Raw genomic sequence first — 20705 nt, 5'->3', positions numbered from 1 at the left:
GTCGCGAACATCAGCAGCATGATCGTGCCGTGCATCGTGAACGCCTGGTTGAACTGCTCGTTCGACATGACCTGCTGACCCGGGCGCGCCAGCTCGGCACGCATCAGCAGCGCCATGACGCCACCGATGCAGAAGAACGCGAACGACGTGATCAGGTACAGCGAGCCGATCGTCTTGTGGTCCGTGGTGGTGAGCCACTTGACCACGACGTTGCCGGGCTGCCTGCGCCGGACCGGCACCTCGTTCTGGTAGTGCTCAGCCTCCGCCCCGGCAGCACCCTGAGGTTCGTTGAGGATGCTCACAGTACGTTGCTCTCCCGGTTCTTCTCGTGGTCCGTCTGCTCGATGCCGGCCGGGACGTAACCGGTCTGTCCCTGCTCGGCGAGCTTCCTGAGGTGGGCCTCATAGCGCTCGGGAGAGACGACCTTCACGTTGAACAGCATCCGGGAGTGGTCGACGCCGCACAGCTCGGCACACTTGCCCAGGAAGGTGCCCTCCTTGTTGGGAGTCACCTGGAAGGAGTTGGTGTGGCCCGGGATCACGTCCTGCTTCATCAGGAACGGCACCACCCAGAACGAGTGGATGACGTCACGCGAGGTGAGGACGAAGCGGACCGTCTTGCCCTTGGGGAGCCAGAGGGTCGGGCCGGGGTTGTTGGTCTGCGGGTTCCGCGAGCCGGGCGTGCCGACGTCGTAGACGCCACCGGCGTTCGCCGGGAAGTCGTCCTTGTACTTGCGCGGAATCGCGGCCAGGTTCTTGTCGGTCTTCGCGTTCCCGGTGGAACCGTCGACGTTCTCGATGTAGTTGAAGCCCCAGCTCCACTGATAGCCCACGACGTTGATGGTGACGTCGGGCTTCTTGTCGAGACTGAGGAGCTTCGACTCGTCGCGGGCGGTGAAGTAGAACAGCACCGAGACGATGATGAGCGGGACCACCGTGTACAGCGCCTCGATGGGCATGTTGTACCGGGTCTGCGGGGGAACCTCGACCTTGGTGCGGCTGCGCCGGTGGAACATGGCGCTCCACAGGATCAGACCCCACACCAGCACGCCGACGGCGAGCGCGGCCGCCCACGACCCCTGCCACAGGGAGAGGATCCGCGGAGCCTCTTCCGTGGTCGGGGTGGGCATACCAAGGCGGGGGAAGTCCTTGTATGTGCAACCGGTCGCGGTCGCCAGGACCAGGCCCGCAGTCAGTGCCTGCAGCAGCTTCCGCCGCATCGGGCGCCGCGGCGAGCGGTCGGAGCCGTTGGGACTCACGTAGCGCCTTCCCGAGAGTCTCGCCCGCGCTGGTTGGCTACGGCCTTCTCGCTGGTCGCTCGCCGCCCTGGCACACGGGCAGGGGTTTGGATGTTTATGCGGACCAAACCCTACTGGACGCTATTTGGGGTCGCGCGGGGAGGGTGCCCAACGCGCCGTCGGGCACCCCGAAGGGGTGCCGTTCGCCCTGGGGAGCCCGCCGGGGGACCTCCGGAATGCCCCGCTCCGGCCGTTTCTGACGCCCTCTCCGTACCGGGGGAGGAAGAGTTAGCGTGTGGGCGTGTCCTACTTCGACGCCGCGTCGTCCGCACCGCTGCACCCCGTCGCCCGCCAGGCCCTGCAAGCCTCCCTCGACGAGGGGTGGGCCGACCCCGCCCGGCTCCACCGGGAGGGGCGGCGCGCCCGGTTGCTGCTCGACGCGGCCCGCGAGGCGGCCGCCGACGCGGTGGGCTGCCGCCCGGACGAGCTGGCCTTCACCTCGTCCGGGACACGTGCCGTGCACGACGGGATCGCGGGCGCCCTGGGGGGACGGCGGCGCGTCGGACGCCACCTGATCGTGTCAGCGGTCGAACACTCTTCGGTGCTTCATTCGGCGGAGCTGCACGAATCGGACGGCGGCACGCTGACCCGGGTCCCGGTACGGCGCACCGGTGCCGTCTCCGCCGAGGAGTACGCGGCGGGCCTGCGCGCCGACACGGCTCTGGCCTGCCTCCAGTCCGCCAATCACGAGGTGGGCACGGAACAGCCGGTGGCCGCGGTCGCACAGGCGTGCCGGGAGGCGGGGGTGCCGCTGCTGGTGGACGCGGCGCAGTCGCTGGGCTGGGGACCGGTGGAGGGTGACTGGTCCCTGCTCGCGGCGAGTGCCCACAAGTGGGGCGGCCCGGCGGGGGTCGGGCTGCTCGTCGTGCGCAAGGGGGTGCGGTTCGCACCCCGGGGACCGGTGGACGAGCGCGAGTCGGGCCGGGCGGCCGGGTTCGAGAACATCCCCGGGATCGTGGCCGCGGCGGCGGCGCTGCGCGCCGTCCGGGCGGAGTCGGCCGCGGAGGCGGTCCGGCTGCGGGAGCTGACGGAGCGGATCCGGGTCCGGGTGCCCGAGCTGGTCCCGGACGTGGAGGTGGTCGGTGACCCGGTCCGCCGGCTGCCCGGCATCGTCACCTTCTCCTGTCTCTATGTCGACGGGGAGACACTTCTGCACGAGCTGGACCGGGCCGACTTCTCGGTCTCGTCGGGTTCGTCGTGCACGAGCAGCACGCTGACGCCGAGCCATGTCCTGAAGGCGATGGGCGTCCTCAGCGAGGGCAACGTCCGGGTTTCGCTGCCGCCGGGGACCACGTCCGAGGAGGTCGAGCGCTTCCTCGCGGTCCTGCCGGGCACGGTCTTTGCGGTCCGCGAGAAGCTGGGGGCCCCCGGGGAGCCGGCCAGGACGCCCGCGGCGTCCGACGCCCTCGTGGTGGACGCCCTGGGCAGGCGCTGCCCGGTCCCCGTCATCGAACTGGCCAAGGTCATCGCAGACGTACCGGTCGGCGGCACAATCCGTGTCCTCGCGGACGACGAGGCGGCCCGGCTCGACATCCCGGCGTGGTGCGAGATGCGGGGGCAGGAGTACGTCGGCGAGGAGCCGGCGGACCGGGGCTCGGCCCACGTGGTCCGCCGGGTGTCGTGACGCGGCCTCTCCGGCTGCCGGTGTCACCCGGAGAGGCCGTCCGTCCCGTACCTCTAGACGAGGTGCGCCTGGACGTCGGCGGCGGCCTCGTGGCCGTACGCCTTCGTGAAGCGGTCCATGAAGTGGGCGCGGCGCAGCTGGTACTCCTGCGTGCCGACGGTCTCGATGACCAGCGTGGCGAGCATGCAGCCGACCTGGGCGGCGCGCTCCAGCGGGACGCCCCAGGCGAGGCCGGACAGGAAGCCCGCGCGGAAGGCGTCGCCCACGCCCGTGGGATCGGCCTTGCGGTCCTCCTCGGGACAGCCGACCTCGATCGGGTCCTCGCCGGCGCGCTCGATGCGCACACCGCGCGAACCGAGCGTCGTCACCCGGTGGCCGACCTTGCCGAGGATCTCCTCGTCCGTCCAGCCGGTCTTGGACTCGATGAGCCCCTTCTCGTACTCGTTCGAGAAGAGGTACGTGGCTCCGTCGAGCAGTATCCGGATCTCGTCGCCGTTCATCCGGGCGATCTGCTGCGAGAAGTCGGCGGCGAAGGGGATCGCGCGGGAGCGGCACTCCTCCGTGTGGCGCAGCATCGCCTCGGGGTCGTCCGCGCCGATCAGGACGAGGTCGAGGCCGCCGACGCGGTCCGCCACCGACTTGAGCTCGATGAGGCGGGCCTCGCTCATCGCGCCGGTGTAGAAGGAGCCGATCTGGTTGTGGTCGGCGTCGGTGGTGCAGACGAAGCGCGCGGTGTGCAGCACCTCGGAGATGCGGACGGACCCGGTGTCGACGCCGTGGCGGTCCAGCCAGGCCCGGTACTCGTGGAAGTCGGAGCCGGCCGCGCCCACCAGGATCGGTGAGGTGCCCAGCTGACCCATGCCGAAGGCGATGTTCGCGCCCACTCCGCCCCGGCGCACGTCGAGGTTGTCGACCAGGAAGGAGAGGGAGACCGTGTGCAGCTGGTCCGCGACGAGCTGGTCGGCGAAGCGGCCGGGGAAGGTCATGAGGTGGTCGGTGGCGATGGAGCCGGTGACTGCGATACGCACGGCGAGGACACGCTCCTGCGGGAGGGAGGGGATGACGCTTCACGCTACCGGCTGGACCGGCAGTGCTGAAGCGGGCGAAACTACCCGATAGTAGATCTTTCTTCGTGACCTCCGGGTGCATACGGTGCCGGTATGACGAACCTCAAGGTCCACGGTTCCGCTTCGCTCGACCCCGAGGGCGACCTGGCGTCGCTGCGCGGCGACTGCGCCCGGATGGTCCGGCACTGGGCGGCACCCGACCACGCCACCCCCCGGCCCGTCTCCCCGTTGCTCATCCACGGCGTCACCGTCCCCTCCTCCTCCGCCCGGCTGCTGGACGCGATGTCCGACTACGGCGACTGACGGGAAACGGCCGGACCGGGCCTGGAGCCGGCCCCGGCGCCGCCCGCGGGGAACCGCACGCTCCGCCGCTGCGTCTCATCGCCGTCCCCCGCGGAGGGGACGGGGTATACGACTCCTGAGGATCCGACTTTGACAGGGTCGGGTCACAGGGACAGCAGCGGAGCCGAAGGAGCGATGCGGTGAGCACCGAGCGACGCGACAACGACGCGAGCGAACCGGCCGAGGGCGCCGCCGGGACGGCCGGGCAGCGCCGCCGGCACACCCCGGTGGCCGTCGTCTCGGTCGCGGCCGCGGTGCTGCTGGTCGGCGGCGGCGGGGCGTACGTCGCCACGACCGCGGCAGGCAGCGGTGACGACCGGGGCGGTTCGGCCGCCCCCGGCGGCGACGGCACTCCCCCGCCGCTGGCCCTCGACGGCTACACCGAGGGCGGCACGGGCGGCACCGGGGACACCAACGGCATCGCGCCCGGTGAGCCCAACCCCTACGGCGTGACCTACCACGCGGACGGCGAACTGCCCGCCGGCCCGGACTCCGCGCCCGTCTACCGGGCGAAGGGCGAGGTCACGGAGGGCGAGGTGGCCCGGCTGGCCGGTGCCCTCGGCCTGAAGGGCACCCCGAGGCTCGCGGGCGGGACCTGGAAGGTGGGACCGGACAAGGACGGCTCCGGGCCGAGCCTCCAGGTGAACAGGCGGGCGCCGGGCACCTGGACGTTCAGCCGGTACGCGCCCGGCACGGACAACTGCAAGAGCGGCACGGCGTGCGGGAGCGCCCCGGGCACCAAGGACGGTGACGCGGTGAGCGAGGCCGCCGCGAGGAAGGCCGCGACGCCCGTGCTGAAGGCCGTCGGGCAGGACGACGCGAAGCTGGACGCGCGCCAGCTCATGGGCGCCGTCCGGGTGGTGAACGCGGACCCGCGGATCGGTGACCTGCCCACGTACGGGTGGACCACCGGCATCCAGGTGGGCGGGGACAGCCAGGTGGTGGGTGGCAGCGGGCAGCTGAAGGCTCCGGTCGAGGGGGACACGTACCCCGTGATCGGGGCGGAGCGGACGCTGGACCTGATGAACGGGTCGGCGGCGGGCGGCGGCCGCAAGGGCATCGGGGGCTGCGCGAGCCCGGTACCGCTGAAGGACCGCGACGAGGCGCCGTGCGAGGGATCGACCGCCACGCCGGCGCGGGAGTCCGTGGCCGTGGAGAAGGCGGTCTTCGGGCTCGCGGCGCACTTCGTGGACGGACGGCAGACGCTGGTGCCGTCCTGGCTGTTCGACGTGCGGGCCAAGGGGGCGGACGACGGGTTCACCGTGACGCATCCGGCCGTCGACCCGCGGTACCTGACCTCGCCCGAGCCCGCCGGTACCCCGACCGAGCAGCCGAGTCCGCGGCCGAGCGGACCGGGCGACGAGCCGACCTCGCAGCCGGCCCCGCGGGACGTGCGCGTGCAGGGCTACACCGCCGACGGCAAGGACCTGACCGTGAGCTTCACGGGCGGGGTGTGCGCCGACTACTCGGCCGACGCCAAGGAGGGCAAGGGCAGGGTGACGGTCACCGTGACCGAGAAACCGCATCCCGGCAAGGCCTGCATCCTGATCGCCAAGGTCTACCGGCAGACGGTGCACCTGGACGCGCCGCTCGGCGGCCGCGAGGTCGTGGGGACGGACGGCAAGGAGGTCCGGGAGGGCAAGGTGACCTCTCCGGAGGGCTCGGCGAAGCCCCGGTGACGGCCCACGCCTCGGATGACGGCCGGGCACCGGTGACGGCCGGGCACCGGTGACGGCCGCGCGGGCCGCTCCGGACACACGAAGGCGGCGTCCCTGTCGAGCGGGGACGCCGCCTTCGTCATGTCTCCTCGGCGCGCGGCCGTGCCGTACACACCGACCGCGCTCGGCCGGGGAGCCGGTCTAGTTGAAGGAGTCGCCGCAGGCGCAGGAACCCGTCGCGTTCGGGTTGTCGATCGTGAACCCCTGCTTCTCGATCGTGTCCACGAAGTCGATGGAGGCGCCGCCCAGGTACGGGGCGCTCATGCGGTCGGTGACGACCTTGACCCCGTCGAAGTCCTTGACGACGTCGCCGTCGAGGGAGCGCTCGTCGAAGAAGAGCTGGTAGCGCAGGCCGGAGCAGCCGCCGGGCTGAACGGCGACGCGCAGCGCCAGGTCCTCACGGCCTTCCTGGTCGAGCAGGGCCTTGACCTTGGCCGCGGCGGCGTCGGACAGGATGATGCCGTCGCTCACGGTGGTGGTCTCGTCCGATACGGACATCTGCTTCTCTCCCGGGTTGTACGGAGACTGCTTGCCGACGGTTGCAACCGGCGGGGCCGCGGATTCATTCCGGGCCGAAGCGTGTCTTCTCGCTTCTGTCCTCTTCATGCTCGCATATGCACCGGAGCACGGACAGCGGCTGTGGACAACCCCTGCCGGGATTCACGTCACATCGACGCTATGGGCATCGTCAACGTGACGTGAAGCGGTTATCATAGATAGCGTCATTTCGACGAGAAGGCTTGTCCCACATGTCCCGCCGGGCCGCTCGAAACGGTCCGGCGAGCCGCAGAACAGAAAGGGTGCGTGTGGTGACCACCGCCCAGCCCCAGGAACTCGACGTACAGCCGACGCCTCTCGCCCTGCTGCTGCTCGGCCGGGAGGCCGACCCGCGCAGCGAGCGCGGTGTCGAGTGCCCGGGCGACCTGCCCTCACCCTCCGACCCTGACCTGGTGGAGCGTGCCCGCGCGGCCAAGGAGAAGCTCGGGGACAAGGTCTTCGTGCTCGGCCACCACTACCAGCGCGACGAGGTCATCCAGTTCGCGGACGTGACCGGCGACTCCTTCAAGCTGGCCCGCGACGCGGCCGCGCGCCCCGAGGCCGAGTACATCGTCTTCTGCGGCGTGCACTTCATGGCCGAGTCCGCGGACATCCTGACCTCCGACGACCAGAAGGTGGTCCTGCCCGACCTCGCCGCCGGCTGCTCCATGGCCGACATGGCGACGGCCGAGCAGGTCGCCGAGTGCTGGGACGTGCTGACCGAGGCCGGCATAGCCGAGCAGGTCGTGCCCGTCTCGTACATGAACTCGTCCGCCGACATCAAGGCGTTCACCGGCAAGCACGGCGGCACGATCTGCACGTCGTCCAACGCCAGGAAGGCGCTGGACTGGGCCTTCGAGCAGGGCGAGAAGGTGCTGTTCCTGCCCGACCAGCACCTGGGCCGCAACACGGCCGTCCGTGACATGGGGATGTCCCTCGACGACTGCGTCCTCTACAACCCGCACAAGCCGAACGGCGGCCTGACCGTCGAGCAGCTGCGCGACGCGAAGATGATCCTGTGGCGCGGTCACTGCTCCGTCCACGGCCGCTTCTCGCTGGAGTCGGTGGAGGACGTACGGGCCCGGATCCCCGGCGTGAACGTCCTGGTCCACCCGGAGTGCAGGCACGAGGTGGTGGCCGCCGCCGACTACGTGGGCTCCACGGAGTACATCATCAAGGCGCTGGAGGCGGCCCCGGCCGGCTCGAAGTGGGCGATCGGCACGGAGCTGAACCTGGTCCGGCGTCTGGCGAACCGTTTCGCTCCCGAGGGCAAGGAGATCGTCTTCCTCGACAAGACGGTCTGCTTCTGCTCGACCATGAACCGCATCGACCTCCCCCACCTGGTCTGGACCCTGGAGTCGCTGGCCGAGGGCAACCTCGTCAACCGCATCGAGGTGGACAAGGAGACCGAGACGTTCGCGAAGCTGGCGCTGGAGCGGATGCTGGCGCTGCCGTAGCGCTCCCGCCGCACCTACACAGACGGGGCGCCCCTCCGCGAAGGAGGGGCGCCCCGCGCGTGTGCGGTGGCCGGCCCGGGTCAGACCCGGGCGGGCTCCGGGCCTCGGTGCCGGCCGGTGCCGGGGACCGCGCCGGGACACCCCGGGGTACCCGTGGCGACCAGCAGAGCGATCGCGCCGGCCGCCGCGAACGGGATGGAGACAGCTCCGTGCGGCGCCTACCGCGGGCGCACTACACCGCGGTGCAGCTCAGTCCGCCCGCGGACGGACCAGTCCCGACTCGTACGCGATCACGACCAGCTGCGCCCGGTCACGCGCGCCCAGCTTCGCCATGGCGCGGTTGACGTGCGTCTTCACGGTGAGCGGGCTGACCGACAGCCGCTCGGCGATCTCGTCGTTGGAGTGCCCGCCGGCCACCTGGACCAGCACCTCGCGCTCGCGCCCGGTGAGCGTGCCGAGCCGCTCGGAGCGGGCCGGGTCCCGTCCGTCGTCCGCCGGGTCGCCCTGCGCGAGGAACTGGGCGATCAGCCCCTTGGTGGCCGCCGGCGACAGCAGCGCCTCGCCGCCCGCCGCGATCCGGATGGCGCTGAGCAGTTCCTCGGGCTCGGAGCCCTTGCCGAGGAACCCGGAGGCGCCCGCCCGCAGCGACTGCACCACGTACTCGTCGACCTCGAAGGTCGTCAGCATCACCACGCGGACGTGCGCGAGCCCGGGGTCGGCGCTGATCAGCCGGGTGGCGGCCAGTCCGTCGGTGCCCGGCATACGGATGTCCATGAGCACCACGTCGGCGCGTTCCTCCCGCGCCAGCCGCACCGCCTGCGCACCGTCGGACGCCTCCCCCACGACCTCCATGTCGGGCTCGGAGTCGACCAGGACGCGGAAGGCGCTGCGCAGCAGTGCCTGGTCGTCGGCGAGCAGGACGCGGATGGTCATGCGGGGCCCCCCGTGACGGACGTGCGGTTCTTGACCGGAAGGATCGCATGGACCCGGAAACCGCCGCCGTAGCGGGGACCTGCGCTGCAGGTCCCGCCCAGCGCGGTGACGCGCTCGCGCATGCCGAGGAGACCGTGGCCGCCGCCGTCCTGGGGCCCCTCCTGGTGCCCCGGGCCGTTGTCGAGCACGGTCACCTCGACGTTCGAGCCCACGCGGACGACGCTGACCTCGGCCTTCGCCTCGGGGCCCGCGTGCTTTTGCACGTTGGTGAGGGCTTCCTGGATCACCCGGTACGCCGCGAGGCCGACGGCGGCTGGCAGGCTGGTGCCGTGGTCGGCGCGGGCGACCTCGACGGGCAGCCCGGCGTTGCGGAAGGTGTCGGCCAGCTCGTCGAGGCGGTCCAGGCCGGGGGCCGGTTCGGTCGGGGCCTCCGGATCGCCGCTCTGCCGCAGCAGCCCGACCGTGGCCCGCAGTTCGTTGAGCGCCGAGCGGCTGGCCTCCCGGACGTGGGCGAGCGCCTCCTTCGCCTGGTCGGGCCGCTTGTCCATGACGTGTGCGGCGACGCCCGCCTGCACGTTGACGAGGGCGATGTGGTGGGCGACCACGTCGTGCAGATCGCGGGCGATGCGCAGCCGCTCCTCGGCGACGCGCCTGCGCGCCTCCTCCTCGCGGGTGCGTTCGGCGCGCTCGGCCCGCTCCCGGATGGCGTGCACGAAGGCGCGCCGGCTGCGTACGGCGTCACCGGCGGCGGCGGCCATGCCGGTCCAGGCGAAGATGCCGAGGTTCTCCTGCGCGTACCAGGGCAGCGGGCCCGCGAGCATGGCGGACGCCGTCAGGACGGTCATGGTGAGCAGGCCCACGCGCCAGGTGGTGGGGCGGTCGGTCGCCGACGCCACCGTGAAGAGGGCGACCACGGCGGACATCGCCACGGGGGCGCGGGGGTCGCCGGTCACCAGCTCCACGAGGGAGACGGCACCCGTCGCGGCGAGGACCGTCATCGGGGCACGGCGGCGGAAGACGAGGGCTGCCGCGCCGAGCACCATCAGCGCGACGCTGAGGGCGCCTGCGGTGCGGGCACCCCAGGTCGCGCCGTGCTCGCCATGCGGATCGACGTAGGAACCGGCCAGCATGCAGGCCAGGACCCCGGCGGCCAGGGCCGCGTCCAGGGCGAGGGGGTGTGCTCGGAGTCTGCACCGGGCGCGATCGAGGGTGCTCACCCCGCAAAGGTACGGGGCCCCTGCCAGGGGCGGAACGGCACTGCCGGCTGTCCGGCTGTCCGGCTGTCCGGCTGTCCGGCTGTCCGGCTGTCCGGCTGTCCGGCTGTCCGGCTGTCCGGGGAGCGTCGCCCTTCGCGCGTACGGCACCCGGCGTCGTCCCCGGGGGCGAGGCGGGTCGGCGGACTCACCACGGCCGCGTCCTGCTCGACGGTCACCGGCGGCGCCTGCGGCGGGCGGGCGGGGCGTGTGTCCGTGGGGCGGGGGCTCAGCCGGGGATCAGGCCGTCGTCGCTCAGCATCGTGCGCACCTCGTCGAGGGACGCGTCGGGCGAGGGGAGGATCAGGCCGGACGGCTCCAGGGAGTCGTCGGGCAGGGGCGTGCCCAGGCCGCGGACCGCCTCCAGGAGGGCGGCCAGCGTGCGCCGGAAGCCCTCCTGGTCGCCGCGCTCCATCTCGGCGAGCAGCTCGTCGTCCAGTCTGTTCAGTTCGGTGAGGTGGCCGTCGGCCAGCGCCACCTGCCCCTCCCCCATGATCCGTACGATCATGTCGCCCTCCTCAGGCGTGGGACCCGGCGGATGCCGGTGCGTTCCTACTGCTTGTCGAAGCGCGGAGTGTCCTGCGGCTGCTGCTGGGAGCCGGACCGGCCGGAGCCGCCCTCGATCGCCTGCTGCGACGGCCCGCCCGCCAGCTCCGCCTTCATACGCTGCAGTTCCAGCTCTACATCCGTACCACCGGAGAGCCGGTCCAGCTCGCTCTGGATGTCGTCCTTGGCGAGCCCGGACTGGTCGTCGAGGGCTCCGGAGGCGAGCAGTTCGTCGATCGCGCCGGCCCGCGCCTGGAGCTGCGCCGTCTTGTCCTCGGCCCGCTGGATGGCCATGCCGACGTCGCCCATCTCCTCGGAGATGCCCGAGAAGGCCTCCCCGATGCGGGTCTGCGCCTGGGCCGCGGTGTACGTGGCCTTGATGGTCTCCTTCTTCGTACGGAAGGCGTCCACCTTGGCCTGCAGCCGCTGGGCCGCGAGGGTGAGTTTCTCCTCCTCGCCCTGGAGGGTCTGGTGCTGGGTCTCCAGGTCGGTCACCTGCTGCTGGAGGGCGGCCCGGCGGGAGAGCGCCTCGCGGGCCAGGTCCTCGCGGCCGAGGGCGAGCGCCTTGCGGCCCTGGTCCTCCAGCTTGGAGGACTGTGACTGCAGCTGGTTGAGCTGGAGTTCCAGGCGCTTGCGCGAGGTCGCCACGTCGGCGACGCCGCGGCGCACCTTCTGCAGCAGCTCCAGCTGTTTCTGGTACGAGTAATCGAGGGTTTCGCGCGGGTCCTCGGCCCGGTCAAGGGCCTTGTTCGCCTTCGCGCGGAAGATCATCCCCATACGCTTCATGACACCGCTCATGGGCTTCGCGCGCCCCCTTCTGACGGACTACGGCTCCAGCACCTGCGACAGAACCCACAGTACGGGCCCTGCATCCATTACCGCACTGTTCGGGGACGGATGCGCTCATCCCCAAGGACGACTGCGTACGGCCCCGCTCCGGCGCAGGGAGTAGGTGTCTCTCGGGGTCCCCCAGGGGTCCTGTGGGACCTCCGGGGCCGAACCGCACGCAACGTCCCCCTTGTCCCAGTACAGACGTCCGGTGTTGCCGGATCGTTCCCCGGTCCGCTGCGGTCCATGCCCCGGCACCCCGTACCCTTGGGTTTTGTGTTCCGTAGCCGTGCCAACCAAGAGAAGGCCCCCGCCGTCAAGGCGCAGGTGACCGACTCCAAGCAGCCCCGTGACCCGCAGGCCCCCAAGGGTCGCCCCACGCCCAAGCGCAGTGAGGCCCAGACCCAGCGCCGCAGCGTCGCCAACACGCCGACGTCGCGGAAGGAGGCGGCCAAGCGGCAGCGTGACGAGCGCCGGGCCCAGCTGGAGAAGCAGCGCCAGGCGCTGGCCAGCGGCGACGAGCGTTTCCTGCCCGTCCGCGACAAGGGTCCGGTGCGCAAGTTCGCGCGGGACTTCGTGGACTCGCGCTTCTGCGTCGCCGAGTTCTTCCTGCCGATGGCCGTCGTCATCCTCGTACTGAGCATGGTGCGGGTGGGCTCGCTGCAGAACATCGCGCTGCTGCTGTGGCTCGTGGTGATCGCGATGATCCTGGTCGACTCGATCGGCATCGCGATCCGCCTGAAGAAGCAGCTGAACGCGCGCTTCCCCGACGCGCCCAAGAAGGGCGCCGTCCCGTACGCGCTGATGCGCACGCTGCAGATGCGTCGACTCCGGCTGCCCAAGCCGCAGGTCAAGCGCGGAGAGCGGCCCTGAGCGCGACGTCTTTCTCCGGGGGTGCGGCGAACGCCTGGCTGAGCAAGCTGGGCGGGCTGCGTGATGTCGTGCGGCAGGAGCTGGTCGCCCGGCAGCTCGACGAGCAGATAGCCGGCCGGTTCCCGGTCGGGCAGCGGCTGCGCGTCCTGGACGTCGGCATGGGCCAGGGCACGCAGGCCCTGCGGCTGGCCCGCGCCGGGCACCAGGTCACCGGCCTGGAGAAGGACGCGCGGATGCTGGCCGTCGCCCGCGAGGCGCTGGCGGCGGAACCCGAGGGCATCCAGGGACGGGTCCGGCTCATCGAGGGCGACGGGCGGGACACGGGGGTCCATTTCCTGCCCGGCAGCTTCGACGTGGTGCTGTGCCACGGGGTGCTGATGTACGTCGAGGAGCCGGACGCGCTGCTCGCGGGGATGGCCCGGATGCTGGCGCCCGGCGGACTCCTCTCGCTTCTCGTGCGGAACGCGGACGCGCTGGCCATGCGGCCGGGGCTGGCCGGAAACTGGCCGGGTGCGCTGGGGGCGTTCGACACGGTCGCGTACCGGAACCGGCTCGGGCTCGACGTCCGCGCCGACCGGCTCGCCACCCTGACGTCGACCCTCCTGGGCATCGGGGCGCCGCTGCACGCCTGGTACGGGGTGCGGGTCTTCACGGACCTGGCCGCGGACGGGGCCGCGGTTCCTTCGGACGTGGACGTCCTGCTGGCCGCCGAGGAGCGGGCCGGGCGCACGGATCCCTACCGCCAGGTGGCGGCGCTGCTGCATCTGTGCGGAGTGCGCGGCTGAGAGGCCAGCCCCCGCGGACGTGAGGCGCCGGGACACCGCAAGATCCCCCGTGCGGACGTACGGGCCACGGACACCGCCTGTTCGGGTGTGCAGCGGAGGCCGGACCGGCGCCCGGACGGAACACTTCGGGCATGGACGCTTCCCGTGCCCGCACCCGTCCGCGGCTGTTCGCGGCCGCCGTCGTCTGTTCCGCGGCACTGCTCGCGGGCTGTGCCGCGGCCGGCCCGTCGGTCACCAGGGCCGGTGCGACGACGACCCGGGCCGCCGCCGTCCCCAGGGCGGCCGGTGACCTCCAGGACGCCTACCAGAGGGTCATCAGGGACGTCCTGCCGTCGGTGGTGCAGATCCAGGCACGCGACGATCTCGGCTCGGGGGTCGTGTACGACGGCCGGGGGCACATCGTCACCAACGCGCACGTGGTGGGGAACGAGAAGACGTTCCGGGTGACGACGGCCAACAGCGAGGACGTGCTGACGGCCCGGCTCGTCCACGCGTACCCGGAGCAGGATCTGGCCGTCGTCAAACTGGACAGGGTGCCGGGCGGTCTGAAGGCGGCGCCGCTGGGCGACTCGTCGAAGGTGGCGGTCGGGCAGATCGTCCTCGCGATGGGCTCGCCGCTCGGGCTGTCGTCCAGTGTGACGCAGGGTATCGTCTCGGCGACCGGGCGCACCGTCAGCGAGGGCAGCCCGGGCGGCGGGACCGGCGCGACGATCGCGAACATGGTGCAGACCTCGGCCGCGATCAACCCCGGCAACAGCGGCGGCGCGCTGGTGGACCTGGACGGCAGGGTCATCGGCATCCCGACGCTGGCCGCGACGGACCCCGGCCTCGGGAACGGCGCGGCGCCGGGGATCGGCTTCGCGATCCCGGCGTCGATGGTGCGGACGGTCGCCGACCAGATCATCGCGGACGGCAGGGTCACCGACTCGGGCCGGGCCGCGCTCGGCCTCACCGGCCGCACGGTCGTCGACGCCGGTTACCGGGCCACGGGTGTCGCCGTGGCCGAGGTGCGGAAGGGCGGGGCGGCCGACAGGGCCGGCATCGAGCCGGGCGACATCATCACCCGGTTCGGGGACACGGAAATCGGGACGATCACCTCGCTGACCGAGGCTCTGGCGGCCGAGCAGCCCGGCGAGCGGATCAGGGTGACGTACACGCGGAACGGCGGCGAGAGGACGGCCGACGTGACGCTGGGCGAGCAGTGAGCCGCCCGGGCGGCCTCGCGCGAGCCCTCGCCGTGCGGAGTGCTGCCGGGGGGTGTGCCCCCGGCAGCACCGTGGAGCTACGCCTCCTCGGCCTGCAGGCTCATCGGACCGTAGATCTCCGTGGTGTCCTCGAACAGCCGCACCTGGTCGGCACCTCCGTCCGCGAGGTCCTTCCAGTGCTCACCGATCCAGGACTCGGCGTCCCCCTGCGTGGTGAACTCCTCCGGCACGACCGAGGGCGCGACCTCCGCCCCGTCCGCCTTCTCGAACCGCCACGTCCATGCCGCCATGTACGCCTCCCAGGTATGAGCACACTGCACAGCAGGGGCCGGACAAGATCCCGCCCCTGCCCGAAGCCTAGCCGGACGCGCAAGACCTGCACCGACAGGCGAAAATCAGCTCCGTGGAACTGACTCTGCTCGGCACCGGTGCCCCGGCGGGCCTCCCCCGCCCCGACTGTCCCTGCGCCGCGTGCGCCACCGCGCTCGGCGCCGACGCGCGGGCGGCGACCGCGCTGCTCGTCGACGGGACGCTGCTGCTCGACCTCACCCCGGGGGCCGCGTTCGCCGCCGCCCGCGCCGGACGCTCGCTGGGCGGCGTACTCCAGGTGCTGCTCTCGCATCCGCACAACGGCCCCGCCGTCGAGGTCCCGGCGGGCGTGCCGCAGCCCGGGCGGGTGCCCGACGGGCGGGAGCTGGCGCTGCTCACCGGGCACCGGGTGCGGGCCGTGCCGATGGACGCGCCCGGCACCGGATACGCGGTGACGGGCCCCGACGGGCAGCGGCTGCTGTATCTGCCGCCGGGGGCGGCGCCCGCCGGGCTCGACGAGAACGGCGGGGCCTACGACCTGGTCGCCGCCGACGTCGTGGGCCGGCCTGACGCGCTGGCGAGGCTGCGGGCGGCCGGGGCGGTGGGGCCGGCGAGCGACGTCGTCGCCGTGCACCTCGATCACGACGTGCCGCCGGGCCCCGAACTGCGCCGCCGGCTGGCCGCCGCCGGGGCCCGGGCGGTGCCGGACGGTACGACACTGACCGTCGGCGGGTACGAGGACGTACCGGACGTGCCGCGCCGCACCCTCGTGCTGGGCGGCGCCCGCTCCGGCAAGTCCGTCGAGGCCGAGCGCCGGATGGAGGCCTTCCCGGAGGTGCTGTACGTGGCGACGGGCGGCACCCGCGCCGGGGACGGCGAGTGGGCGTCCCGGGTGCACACCCACCGGGAGCGCCGGCCGGGCTCCTGGCGGACCGCCGAGACCTGCGACCTGGTGCCCCTGCTGGCCGAGGACGGTCCCCCGCTGCTCATCGACTGCTTGTCCCTGTGGCTGACGGACGCGATGGACGCGGTCGGCGCCTGGGACGACGCGGAGTGGACGAGCGGCGGCGAACGCGCCCTGCGCAAGCGGGTCGCGGAGCTTACGGACGCGGTGCGCCGCACCCGCCGGACCCTCGTCGCCGTCTCCAACGAGGTCGGGTCCGGCATCGTCCCGGCGACGGCGTCCGGCCGCCGCTACCGCGACGAGCTGGGGCGGCTGAACTCCGCGTTCGCGGCGGAGTGCGAGCACGTGCTGCTGGTCGTGGCGGGGCAGGCGCTGCCGCTGCGGGCCTGACGGCGGCTCATGCCCCGCGGCGGGCGATGATCCGGTACGCGTTCGAGAAGCGGGTGCGGCTGAACAGCGGGGCCAGGGCGTGGTCCAGGACCGAGGCCGCGAGGAGCAGGGGGACGGTGGCCCTCGTCAGGACCGTGCGGACGGCACGCTGGACTTCGGTGGGGGGCTTGGCCCGCCAGGGGGCGTCGACGTCGGGCAGCAGACGCGCGAGGGCCAGTGCGAGGGCGCCCGTCAGGTCGTAGGGGATGTGGGGTTCCCGGCGGTCGGTGGCGACGATCTCGCAGCCGAGGGACTCCAGCTCGGCGAGCAGGTTCGGCAGCGGCATCAGATGCAGGTGCTGCGGCTGCCCGGAGTTGACCCACCAGCGGCCGAGCAGCATGCCGAACACGCAGGCGGGATCGGGTACTTCGATCAGAAGGTGGCCGCCGGGGCGCAGGGCGGCCAGCGCCGCGCGCAGTTCACCGCGCGGGTCGGGGGTGTGCTCCAGATGGTGGAACATGCTCACCACGTCGTAACGGCCCCGCACCCGCTCGGCGATCCCGGGGTCGGTGAGCCGGCCCAGGTGGGCCTCCTCGACGCGTCCGGCCGCGTACGCCCTCTCGATGCGCGTGGTGGCGTCGATGCCGTCGAAGGCGGTGTAGGGGTGGACCTCCTTCGCCGTCTGTGCGAAGTGCCCGTGCCCGGTGCCTACGTCCAGCCAGCTCTCCGGCTCCGGGAAGCGCAGCATCGTGCGGGCGGCGGCACGGTGGCGCCGGCGGCTGCCGCGCAGGGCGAGGATGCGTTCCGCGTAACCGTCGTGGCCCTCGCGGAAGTCGAGGTGGTAGAAGGCCAGACCCTCGGCGGTGAGCCGGGGGTTCTGGAAGGCGTGGGCGCAGCTCCGGCATTCGTCGACGACGAAGGTGCCGGGCTGGTGCCGGCGCGGATTGGGTGTGCGCAGCCGGGTGCGCAGCCGTGTCGAGCCGCACCAGGGGCAGTCCTCGCGGCGCGGTTCGTGGAAGCGGTCGGTGCCCTGGGCGAGTTCGCTGAGGTATGCGGCGCGGCGCAGGGCGCTCGTGCGTGGAGTGGGGGTCATGAGCGGCTCCTGGACCCGGGTGGCAATTCGATGCAAACCGGAACGTAGGGGATCCCGATCATGGGTGCAATGACGTGACTCCGCCGTGTTCGATCGCGGCCGGTACTGTTCGGCGAATGAGCTCGCTTAATCTCGACGACTTCACCGATCTCATCGAGCGCCCCGACGGGGGTGTGCGCCGTGACGCGGAGGCGCGAAGGGAGCGGCAGGGCGTGCCGCCGGGCTCGCTCGGCCGCCTCGACGATCTGGGCGAGTGGCTGGCGGCGGCGCAGTCCGCGGTGCCGGTGCGGCCGGTCGAGCGGCCTCGCGCGGTGCTGTTCGCCGGCGACCACGGGATCGCCGGACTCGGTGTGTCGGCGCGGCCCGCGGGCACCGCCGAGCTGCTGGTGCGCGCGCTCCTGGAGGGCGGCAGCCCCGCCGCGATCCTGGCGCGGCGGCTCGGCGTGCCGGTGCGGGTGGTCGACATGGCCCTGGACTGCGACCCGGACGGGCTGCCGGACGAGGTGGTACGGCACCGGGTGCGGCGCGGGTCGGGGCGGATCGACGTCGAGGACGCGCTGAGCCCCGACGAGGCCGAGGCGGCGTTCCGCGCGGGGGTCGCCGTCGCGGACGAGGAGGCGGACTCCGGTACGGATCTCGTCGTCCTCGGCGATGTGAGCGTCGGCGGGACGACCGCGGCGGCGGTGCTCGTCGCCGCGCTGTGCGGGACGGACGCGTCGGTGGTCACCGGGCGGGGCGGACGGCCGATCGACGACCTCGCGTGGATGCGCAAGTGCGCGGCGGTGCGGGACGCGTTGCGCCGGGCGCGGCCCGTGCTCGGGGACCAGCTCCAGCTGCTCGCCGCGGTCGGCGGGGCCGACCTCGCCGCGATGACCGGTTTCCTGCTGCAGTGCGCGGTGCGCAAGACGCCGGTGATCCTCGACGGGGTGGTCTCCGCCGCCTGCGCCCTGGTCGGGCAGCGGGTCGCCTTCCGGGCGCCGGACTGGTGGCTGGCCGGGCAGAGCAGCGGGGAGCCGGCGCAGGCGAAGGCGCTCGACCGGATGGCGCTCGAGCCCCTTCTCGACCACGGGGTCACCGTGGGTGAGGGGGCCGGGGGGTTGCTGGCGCTGCCGCTGGTGCAGGCCGCGGCGGCGTTGGCGGCGGAGTTGCCGGAGGTCTCCGGGGCGGGGCCGGAGGTCTCCGGGACCGGCGACGCCGGGGGGCTCGACGGGGTCGGGTCACTCCCCGGGGGCGGAGAGGGCCCCGGGGTGGCCGAGGGGGCCGGGTCCTCCCCGGCGGGGTGACGGCTGAGGGTTCGCCCCGGGGGCGGGGCGACGGTTGAGACCCCGGGGGCGGGGTGACCGCTGAGGGTTCGCCCCGGGGGGCGGGGGTCGGCGGTGCCGCGGCTGCGGGTTGTACAGGGCTGGGCGCGCAGTTCCTCGCGCCCCCGACGGGGCTCCACGCCCGGCGCTGCGACCCGCGGGTTGGGCAGGCTGGGTGCGCGGTTCCTCGCGCCCCTGACGGGGCTCAGCGGGTGCTGCGGCTGCGGGTCGTACGGGGCTGGGCGCGCAGTTCCTCGCGCCCCTGACGGGCGGCGCTGTGACCTGCGGGTTCGGTGGGGCTGGGTGCGTGGTTCCTCGCGCGCCTGGGGGGTACGGCCGGCTGCCGTGGGGCCTGGGGCGGGTCAGGTCCCGCGGAGGTGTCGAGCGTGTCGTGGCGGGCATTTTCTTGGCGGTTCGGGACTTATCATCCCCCGTCATGGGAGATGTCCGAATTGCCACTGAGCGGGAACGCGGCCCGGCCCGGCAGGGCGAGCGAGTCCCCCGGTCCGCCGGCGCCCCACGCAGGGCCGCGGCGTTCGCCGTGTGGTATCTGCGGGGCGTCGCGTTCGTCAACTTCCTGAGCGCCGGGTGGGTCTCCCTCGGGCAGGACGTGCGGCGCCACAACACGGAGAACTACTTCACGCCGTATCTGCTGACGGCGGGCTTCGCGTCCGGTGTCTTCACGACGTTCCTCGCCCTCACCATGCGGCGCCGCAAACGGGCCGCGTGGATCCTGAACCTCGTGCTCAGCGGGTCGTTCCTGGGGCTGTTCGCCCTCGCGATGGTCTTCCCGGAGGTCCACCGGTACCCGCAGAACTGGGTCTCGCTCGGTCTGACCACCGCCTTCGTGACGTCGCTCGTCGTCGGCCGGCGGGAGTTCTACGCGAAGGGCGACCGCTCGAACCCGAGGCTCGCCGCGGCCGTCGCGACCGGCGGCCTGCTGATCACCTCGCTGCTCGCCGCACTGCTCGTCACGGTCACCAACCGGGCGCCGGACGCGCGGAGTTCGACGTTCGCGGACCGCTGGCGCTACGGCACCGTGCGGCTCGTGTCCGTCGCCGCCGACGACGCGCACTTCCCCGGCATCACGACGCCCGGCTGGGTCGACGTCACCGTCAACGGGTGCAGCACCCTGCTGGTCCTCGCCGTCCTCTACGCCGCCTTCCGCTCCCGCCGGGCCGTCGACCCGCTCACCGAGGACGACGAGAAGCAGCTGCGCGCCCTGCTGGAGAGGAACGGCGACCGCGACTCCCTGGGCTACTTCGCCCTGCGCCGCGAGAAGAGCGTCGTGTGGTCGCCGACCGGCAAGGCCGCGGTGGCGTACCGCGTGGTGGGCGGGGTGTCGCTGGCGAGCGGGGACCCCGTCGGCGATCCGGAGGCCTGGCCCGGCGCCATCGGGCCCTGGCTGGCCGAGGCCCGCGCGCACGGCTGGATCCCGGCGGTGATGGGCGCGAGCGAGGAGGCGGGCACGATCTACGCGCGGCACGGCCTCGACGCGCTCGAACTGGGCGACGAAGCCCTCGTGGACATCGCCGAGTTCACGCTCGAAGGACGCGCGATGCGCACCGTCCGGCAGGCCTTCAACCGGGCCGGGCGAGCCGGGTACCGGGTCCGCATCCGGCGCCACGAGGACATCCCGGCCGACGAGATGACGTACCTCCTGGAGCGGGCGGACGACTGGCGGGACGGCGCCACCGAGCGCGGTTTCTCGATGGCGCTCGGCAGGCTCGGCGATCCCGAGGACGGGCGGTGCGTGATGCTCGAATGCACCGATCGCGACGGCGGATTGCGCGCGCTGCTGTCCTTCGTCCCCTGGGGTCCGCACGGGTTGTCGCTGGACCTGATGCGGCGCGACCGGGACGCGGACAACGGGCTGATGGAGTTCATGGTGATCGAACTCCTGCGCCGCGCCGGGGAGATCGGGATCACTCAGGTCTCGCTCAACTTCGCGATGTTCAGGTCCGTCTTCGAGCGCGGCTCACGGCTCGGCGCGGGACCGGTGCTGCGGCTGTGGCGTTCGCTGCTCAGCTTCTTCTCCCGCTGGTGGCAGATCGAGTCGCTGTACCGCGCGAACGCCAAGTACCGGCCGATCTGGGAGCCCCGGTTCCTGCTCTTCGAGAAGAGCGCGGACCTGCCGCGCATCGGGATCGCCGCGGCGCGCGCCGAGGGGTTCCTGGAGGCGCCGGGTCTGCCGAAGTGGCTGCACCGCAGGCATTTGGAGACCCACCGCTGAGGGCGGGCGGCAGCGGGCCACCGCCGTCCCG

20 protein-coding genes are annotated in these 20705 nt (G+C 72.7%); 10 read left to right on the top strand and 10 right to left on the bottom strand.

Annotated features, from left to right (window positions below; translation table 11 throughout):
• Nucleotides 1-302 (bottom strand): cbb3-type cytochrome c oxidase subunit I (locus tag AC0ZLC_RS12110; protein WP_476751918.1); only part of this gene is annotated, 302 nt, incomplete at its 3' end.
• A complete protein-coding gene (gene ctaC / locus AC0ZLC_RS12105; RefSeq protein WP_476751917.1) occupies nucleotides 299-1258 on the bottom strand; it encodes an aa3-type cytochrome oxidase subunit II in 960 nt (319 codons plus the stop codon). The genes AC0ZLC_RS12110 and ctaC, both read right to left, overlap by 4 nt.
• 280 nt (nucleotides 1259-1538) lie before the next feature.
• Between ctaC and AC0ZLC_RS12100 the strand changes: the two genes are divergently transcribed.
• Complete coding sequence (locus AC0ZLC_RS12100; protein ID WP_476751916.1) at nucleotides 1539-2921, top strand: aminotransferase class V-fold PLP-dependent enzyme; 1383 nt, start codon at nucleotides 1539-1541, stop codon at nucleotides 2919-2921.
• 53 nt (nucleotides 2922-2974) lie between these two features.
• Here the strand turns inward: AC0ZLC_RS12100 and AC0ZLC_RS12095 are convergent, their stop codons facing one another.
• A complete protein-coding gene (locus tag AC0ZLC_RS12095) occupies nucleotides 2975-3949 on the bottom strand; it encodes a carbohydrate kinase family protein (RefSeq protein ID WP_476751915.1) in 975 nt (324 codons plus the stop codon).
• 132 nt (nucleotides 3950-4081) lie between these two features.
• Between AC0ZLC_RS12095 and AC0ZLC_RS12090 the strand changes: the two genes are divergently transcribed.
• Both AC0ZLC_RS12090 and AC0ZLC_RS12085 read left to right on the top strand, forming a co-directional pair.
• Nucleotides 4082-4291, top strand: coding sequence for a hypothetical protein (locus AC0ZLC_RS12090; RefSeq protein WP_476751914.1), 210 nt, complete (start codon nucleotides 4082-4084; stop codon nucleotides 4289-4291).
• Nucleotides 4292-4470: 179 nt separating this feature from the next.
• A complete protein-coding gene (locus tag AC0ZLC_RS12085; RefSeq protein ID WP_476751913.1) occupies nucleotides 4471-6009 on the top strand; it encodes a hypothetical protein in 1539 nt (512 codons plus the stop codon).
• A gap of 180 nt (nucleotides 6010-6189) precedes the next feature.
• Here AC0ZLC_RS12085 and AC0ZLC_RS12080 read toward each other — a convergent pair whose 3' ends face one another.
• Nucleotides 6190-6546 (bottom strand): HesB/IscA family protein, encoded by a 357-nt coding sequence (locus tag AC0ZLC_RS12080; RefSeq protein ID WP_476751912.1) that lies wholly within the window; start codon nucleotides 6544-6546, stop codon nucleotides 6190-6192.
• A 311-nt stretch (nucleotides 6547-6857) separates the two neighbouring features.
• Here AC0ZLC_RS12080 and nadA point away from each other — a divergent pair, with 311 nt between their 5' ends.
• On the top strand, nucleotides 6858-8042 hold the full coding sequence (gene nadA, locus AC0ZLC_RS12075) for a quinolinate synthase NadA (RefSeq protein ID WP_476751911.1): 1185 nt from the start codon (nucleotides 6858-6860) through the stop codon (nucleotides 8040-8042).
• Nucleotides 8043-8291: 249 nt separating this feature from the next.
• On the opposite strand, the gene AC0ZLC_RS12070 is transcribed toward nadA, so the two are convergent.
• The 4 genes from AC0ZLC_RS12070 to AC0ZLC_RS12055 form a co-directional block, all read right to left on the bottom strand.
• Nucleotides 8292-8975 (bottom strand): response regulator, encoded by a 684-nt coding sequence (locus tag AC0ZLC_RS12070; RefSeq protein ID WP_476751910.1) that lies wholly within the window; start codon nucleotides 8973-8975, stop codon nucleotides 8292-8294.
• Nucleotides 8972-10192 carry a sensor histidine kinase gene (locus AC0ZLC_RS12065; protein ID WP_476751909.1) on the bottom strand — a complete coding sequence of 407 codons (1221 nt, stop codon included), beginning with the start codon at nucleotides 10190-10192 and terminating at the stop codon, nucleotides 8972-8974. Before AC0ZLC_RS12065 ends, AC0ZLC_RS12070 begins: the two co-directional genes overlap by 4 nt.
• Before the next feature lie 265 nt (nucleotides 10193-10457).
• Nucleotides 10458-10736 (bottom strand): PspA-associated protein PspAA, encoded by a 279-nt coding sequence (pspAA, locus tag AC0ZLC_RS12060; RefSeq protein ID WP_476751908.1) that lies wholly within the window; start codon nucleotides 10734-10736, stop codon nucleotides 10458-10460.
• Nucleotides 10737-10780: 44 nt separating this feature from the next.
• Nucleotides 10781-11572 carry a PspA/IM30 family protein gene (locus AC0ZLC_RS12055; RefSeq protein WP_476751907.1) on the bottom strand — a complete coding sequence of 264 codons (792 nt, stop codon included), beginning with the start codon at nucleotides 11570-11572 and terminating at the stop codon, nucleotides 10781-10783.
• Between the two features lie 276 nt (nucleotides 11573-11848).
• Between AC0ZLC_RS12055 and AC0ZLC_RS12050 the strand changes: the two genes are divergently transcribed.
• The 3 genes from AC0ZLC_RS12050 to AC0ZLC_RS12040 all read left to right on the top strand — a co-directional run bounded on the left by AC0ZLC_RS12050 (nucleotide 11849) and on the right by AC0ZLC_RS12040 (nucleotide 14465).
• Nucleotides 11849-12475, top strand: coding sequence for a DUF3043 domain-containing protein (locus AC0ZLC_RS12050; RefSeq protein WP_476751906.1), 627 nt, complete (start codon nucleotides 11849-11851; stop codon nucleotides 12473-12475).
• An 80-nt stretch (nucleotides 12476-12555) separates the two neighbouring features.
• The gene (locus tag AC0ZLC_RS12045; RefSeq protein ID WP_476751935.1) at nucleotides 12556-13260 is read left to right on the top strand and encodes a class I SAM-dependent methyltransferase; all 705 of its coding nucleotides are present in this window, start codon (nucleotides 12556-12558) and stop codon (nucleotides 13258-13260) included.
• Nucleotides 13261-13391: 131 nt separating this feature from the next.
• Nucleotides 13392-14465 (top strand): S1C family serine protease, encoded by a 1074-nt coding sequence (locus tag AC0ZLC_RS12040; protein ID WP_476751905.1) that lies wholly within the window; start codon nucleotides 13392-13394, stop codon nucleotides 14463-14465.
• Nucleotides 14466-14542: 77 nt separating this feature from the next.
• Here the strand turns inward: AC0ZLC_RS12040 and AC0ZLC_RS12035 are convergent, their stop codons facing one another.
• Complete coding sequence (locus AC0ZLC_RS12035; protein ID WP_358855860.1) at nucleotides 14543-14755, bottom strand: hypothetical protein; 213 nt, start codon at nucleotides 14753-14755, stop codon at nucleotides 14543-14545.
• 113 nt (nucleotides 14756-14868) lie between these two features.
• Between AC0ZLC_RS12035 and AC0ZLC_RS12030 the strand changes: the two genes are divergently transcribed.
• Nucleotides 14869-16068 carry a bifunctional adenosylcobinamide kinase/adenosylcobinamide-phosphate guanylyltransferase gene (locus AC0ZLC_RS12030; protein WP_476751904.1) on the top strand — a complete coding sequence of 400 codons (1200 nt, stop codon included), beginning with the start codon at nucleotides 14869-14871 and terminating at the stop codon, nucleotides 16066-16068.
• A gap of 7 nt (nucleotides 16069-16075) precedes the next feature.
• On the opposite strand, the gene AC0ZLC_RS12025 is transcribed toward AC0ZLC_RS12030, so the two are convergent.
• Nucleotides 16076-17140: a class I SAM-dependent methyltransferase gene (locus tag AC0ZLC_RS12025; protein WP_476751903.1), complete on the bottom strand. Its 1065-nt coding sequence runs from the start codon at nucleotides 17138-17140 to the stop codon at nucleotides 16076-16078.
• 116 nt (nucleotides 17141-17256) lie between these two features.
• Between AC0ZLC_RS12025 and cobT the strand changes: the two genes are divergently transcribed.
• A complete protein-coding gene (cobT, locus tag AC0ZLC_RS12020; RefSeq protein ID WP_476751902.1) occupies nucleotides 17257-18423 on the top strand; it encodes a nicotinate-nucleotide--dimethylbenzimidazole phosphoribosyltransferase in 1167 nt (388 codons plus the stop codon).
• A 454-nt stretch (nucleotides 18424-18877) separates the two neighbouring features.
• Nucleotides 18878-20674 carry a phosphatidylglycerol lysyltransferase domain-containing protein gene (locus AC0ZLC_RS12015; RefSeq protein ID WP_476751901.1) on the top strand — a complete coding sequence of 599 codons (1797 nt, stop codon included), beginning with the start codon at nucleotides 18878-18880 and terminating at the stop codon, nucleotides 20672-20674.
• Nucleotides 20675-20705 lie beyond the last annotated feature (31 nt).

The organism is Streptomyces sp. GLSS-08, from assembly GCF_056387915.1.
The sequence above is the reverse complement of the archived record's forward strand: the minus strand, read 5'-3'. Positions and strand labels throughout refer to the sequence as shown.

What these genes read in the sequence shown, in the direction of transcription:
- AC0ZLC_RS12090 (WP_476751914.1), top strand. Translation starts at nt 4,082, where the DNA reads ATGACGAACCTCAAGGTCCACGGTTCCGCTTCGCTCGACCCCGAGGGC.
- AC0ZLC_RS12080 (WP_476751912.1), bottom strand. Translation starts at nt 6,546, where the DNA reads ATGTCCGTATCGGACGAGACCACCACCGTGAGCGACGGCATCATCCTG.
- AC0ZLC_RS12070 (WP_476751910.1), bottom strand. Translation starts at nt 8,975, where the DNA reads ATGACCATCCGCGTCCTGCTCGCCGACGACCAGGCACTGCTGCGCAGC.
- pspAA (WP_476751908.1), bottom strand. Translation starts at nt 10,736, where the DNA reads ATGATCGTACGGATCATGGGGGAGGGGCAGGTGGCGCTGGCCGACGGC.
- AC0ZLC_RS12055 (WP_476751907.1), bottom strand. Translation starts at nt 11,572, where the DNA reads ATGAGCGGTGTCATGAAGCGTATGGGGATGATCTTCCGCGCGAAGGCG.
- AC0ZLC_RS12050 (WP_476751906.1), top strand. Translation starts at nt 11,849, where the DNA reads ATGCCCCGGCACCCCGTACCCTTGGGTTTTGTGTTCCGTAGCCGTGCC.
- AC0ZLC_RS12040 (WP_476751905.1), top strand. Translation starts at nt 13,392, where the DNA reads ATGGACGCTTCCCGTGCCCGCACCCGTCCGCGGCTGTTCGCGGCCGCC.
- AC0ZLC_RS12035 (WP_358855860.1), bottom strand. Translation starts at nt 14,755, where the DNA reads ATGGCGGCATGGACGTGGCGGTTCGAGAAGGCGGACGGGGCGGAGGTC.
- AC0ZLC_RS12025 (WP_476751903.1), bottom strand. Translation starts at nt 17,140, where the DNA reads ATGACCCCCACTCCACGCACGAGCGCCCTGCGCCGCGCCGCATACCTC.
- cobT (WP_476751902.1), top strand. Translation starts at nt 17,257, where the DNA reads ATGAGCTCGCTTAATCTCGACGACTTCACCGATCTCATCGAGCGCCCC.
- AC0ZLC_RS12015 (WP_476751901.1), top strand. Translation starts at nt 18,878, where the DNA reads ATGGGAGATGTCCGAATTGCCACTGAGCGGGAACGCGGCCCGGCCCGG.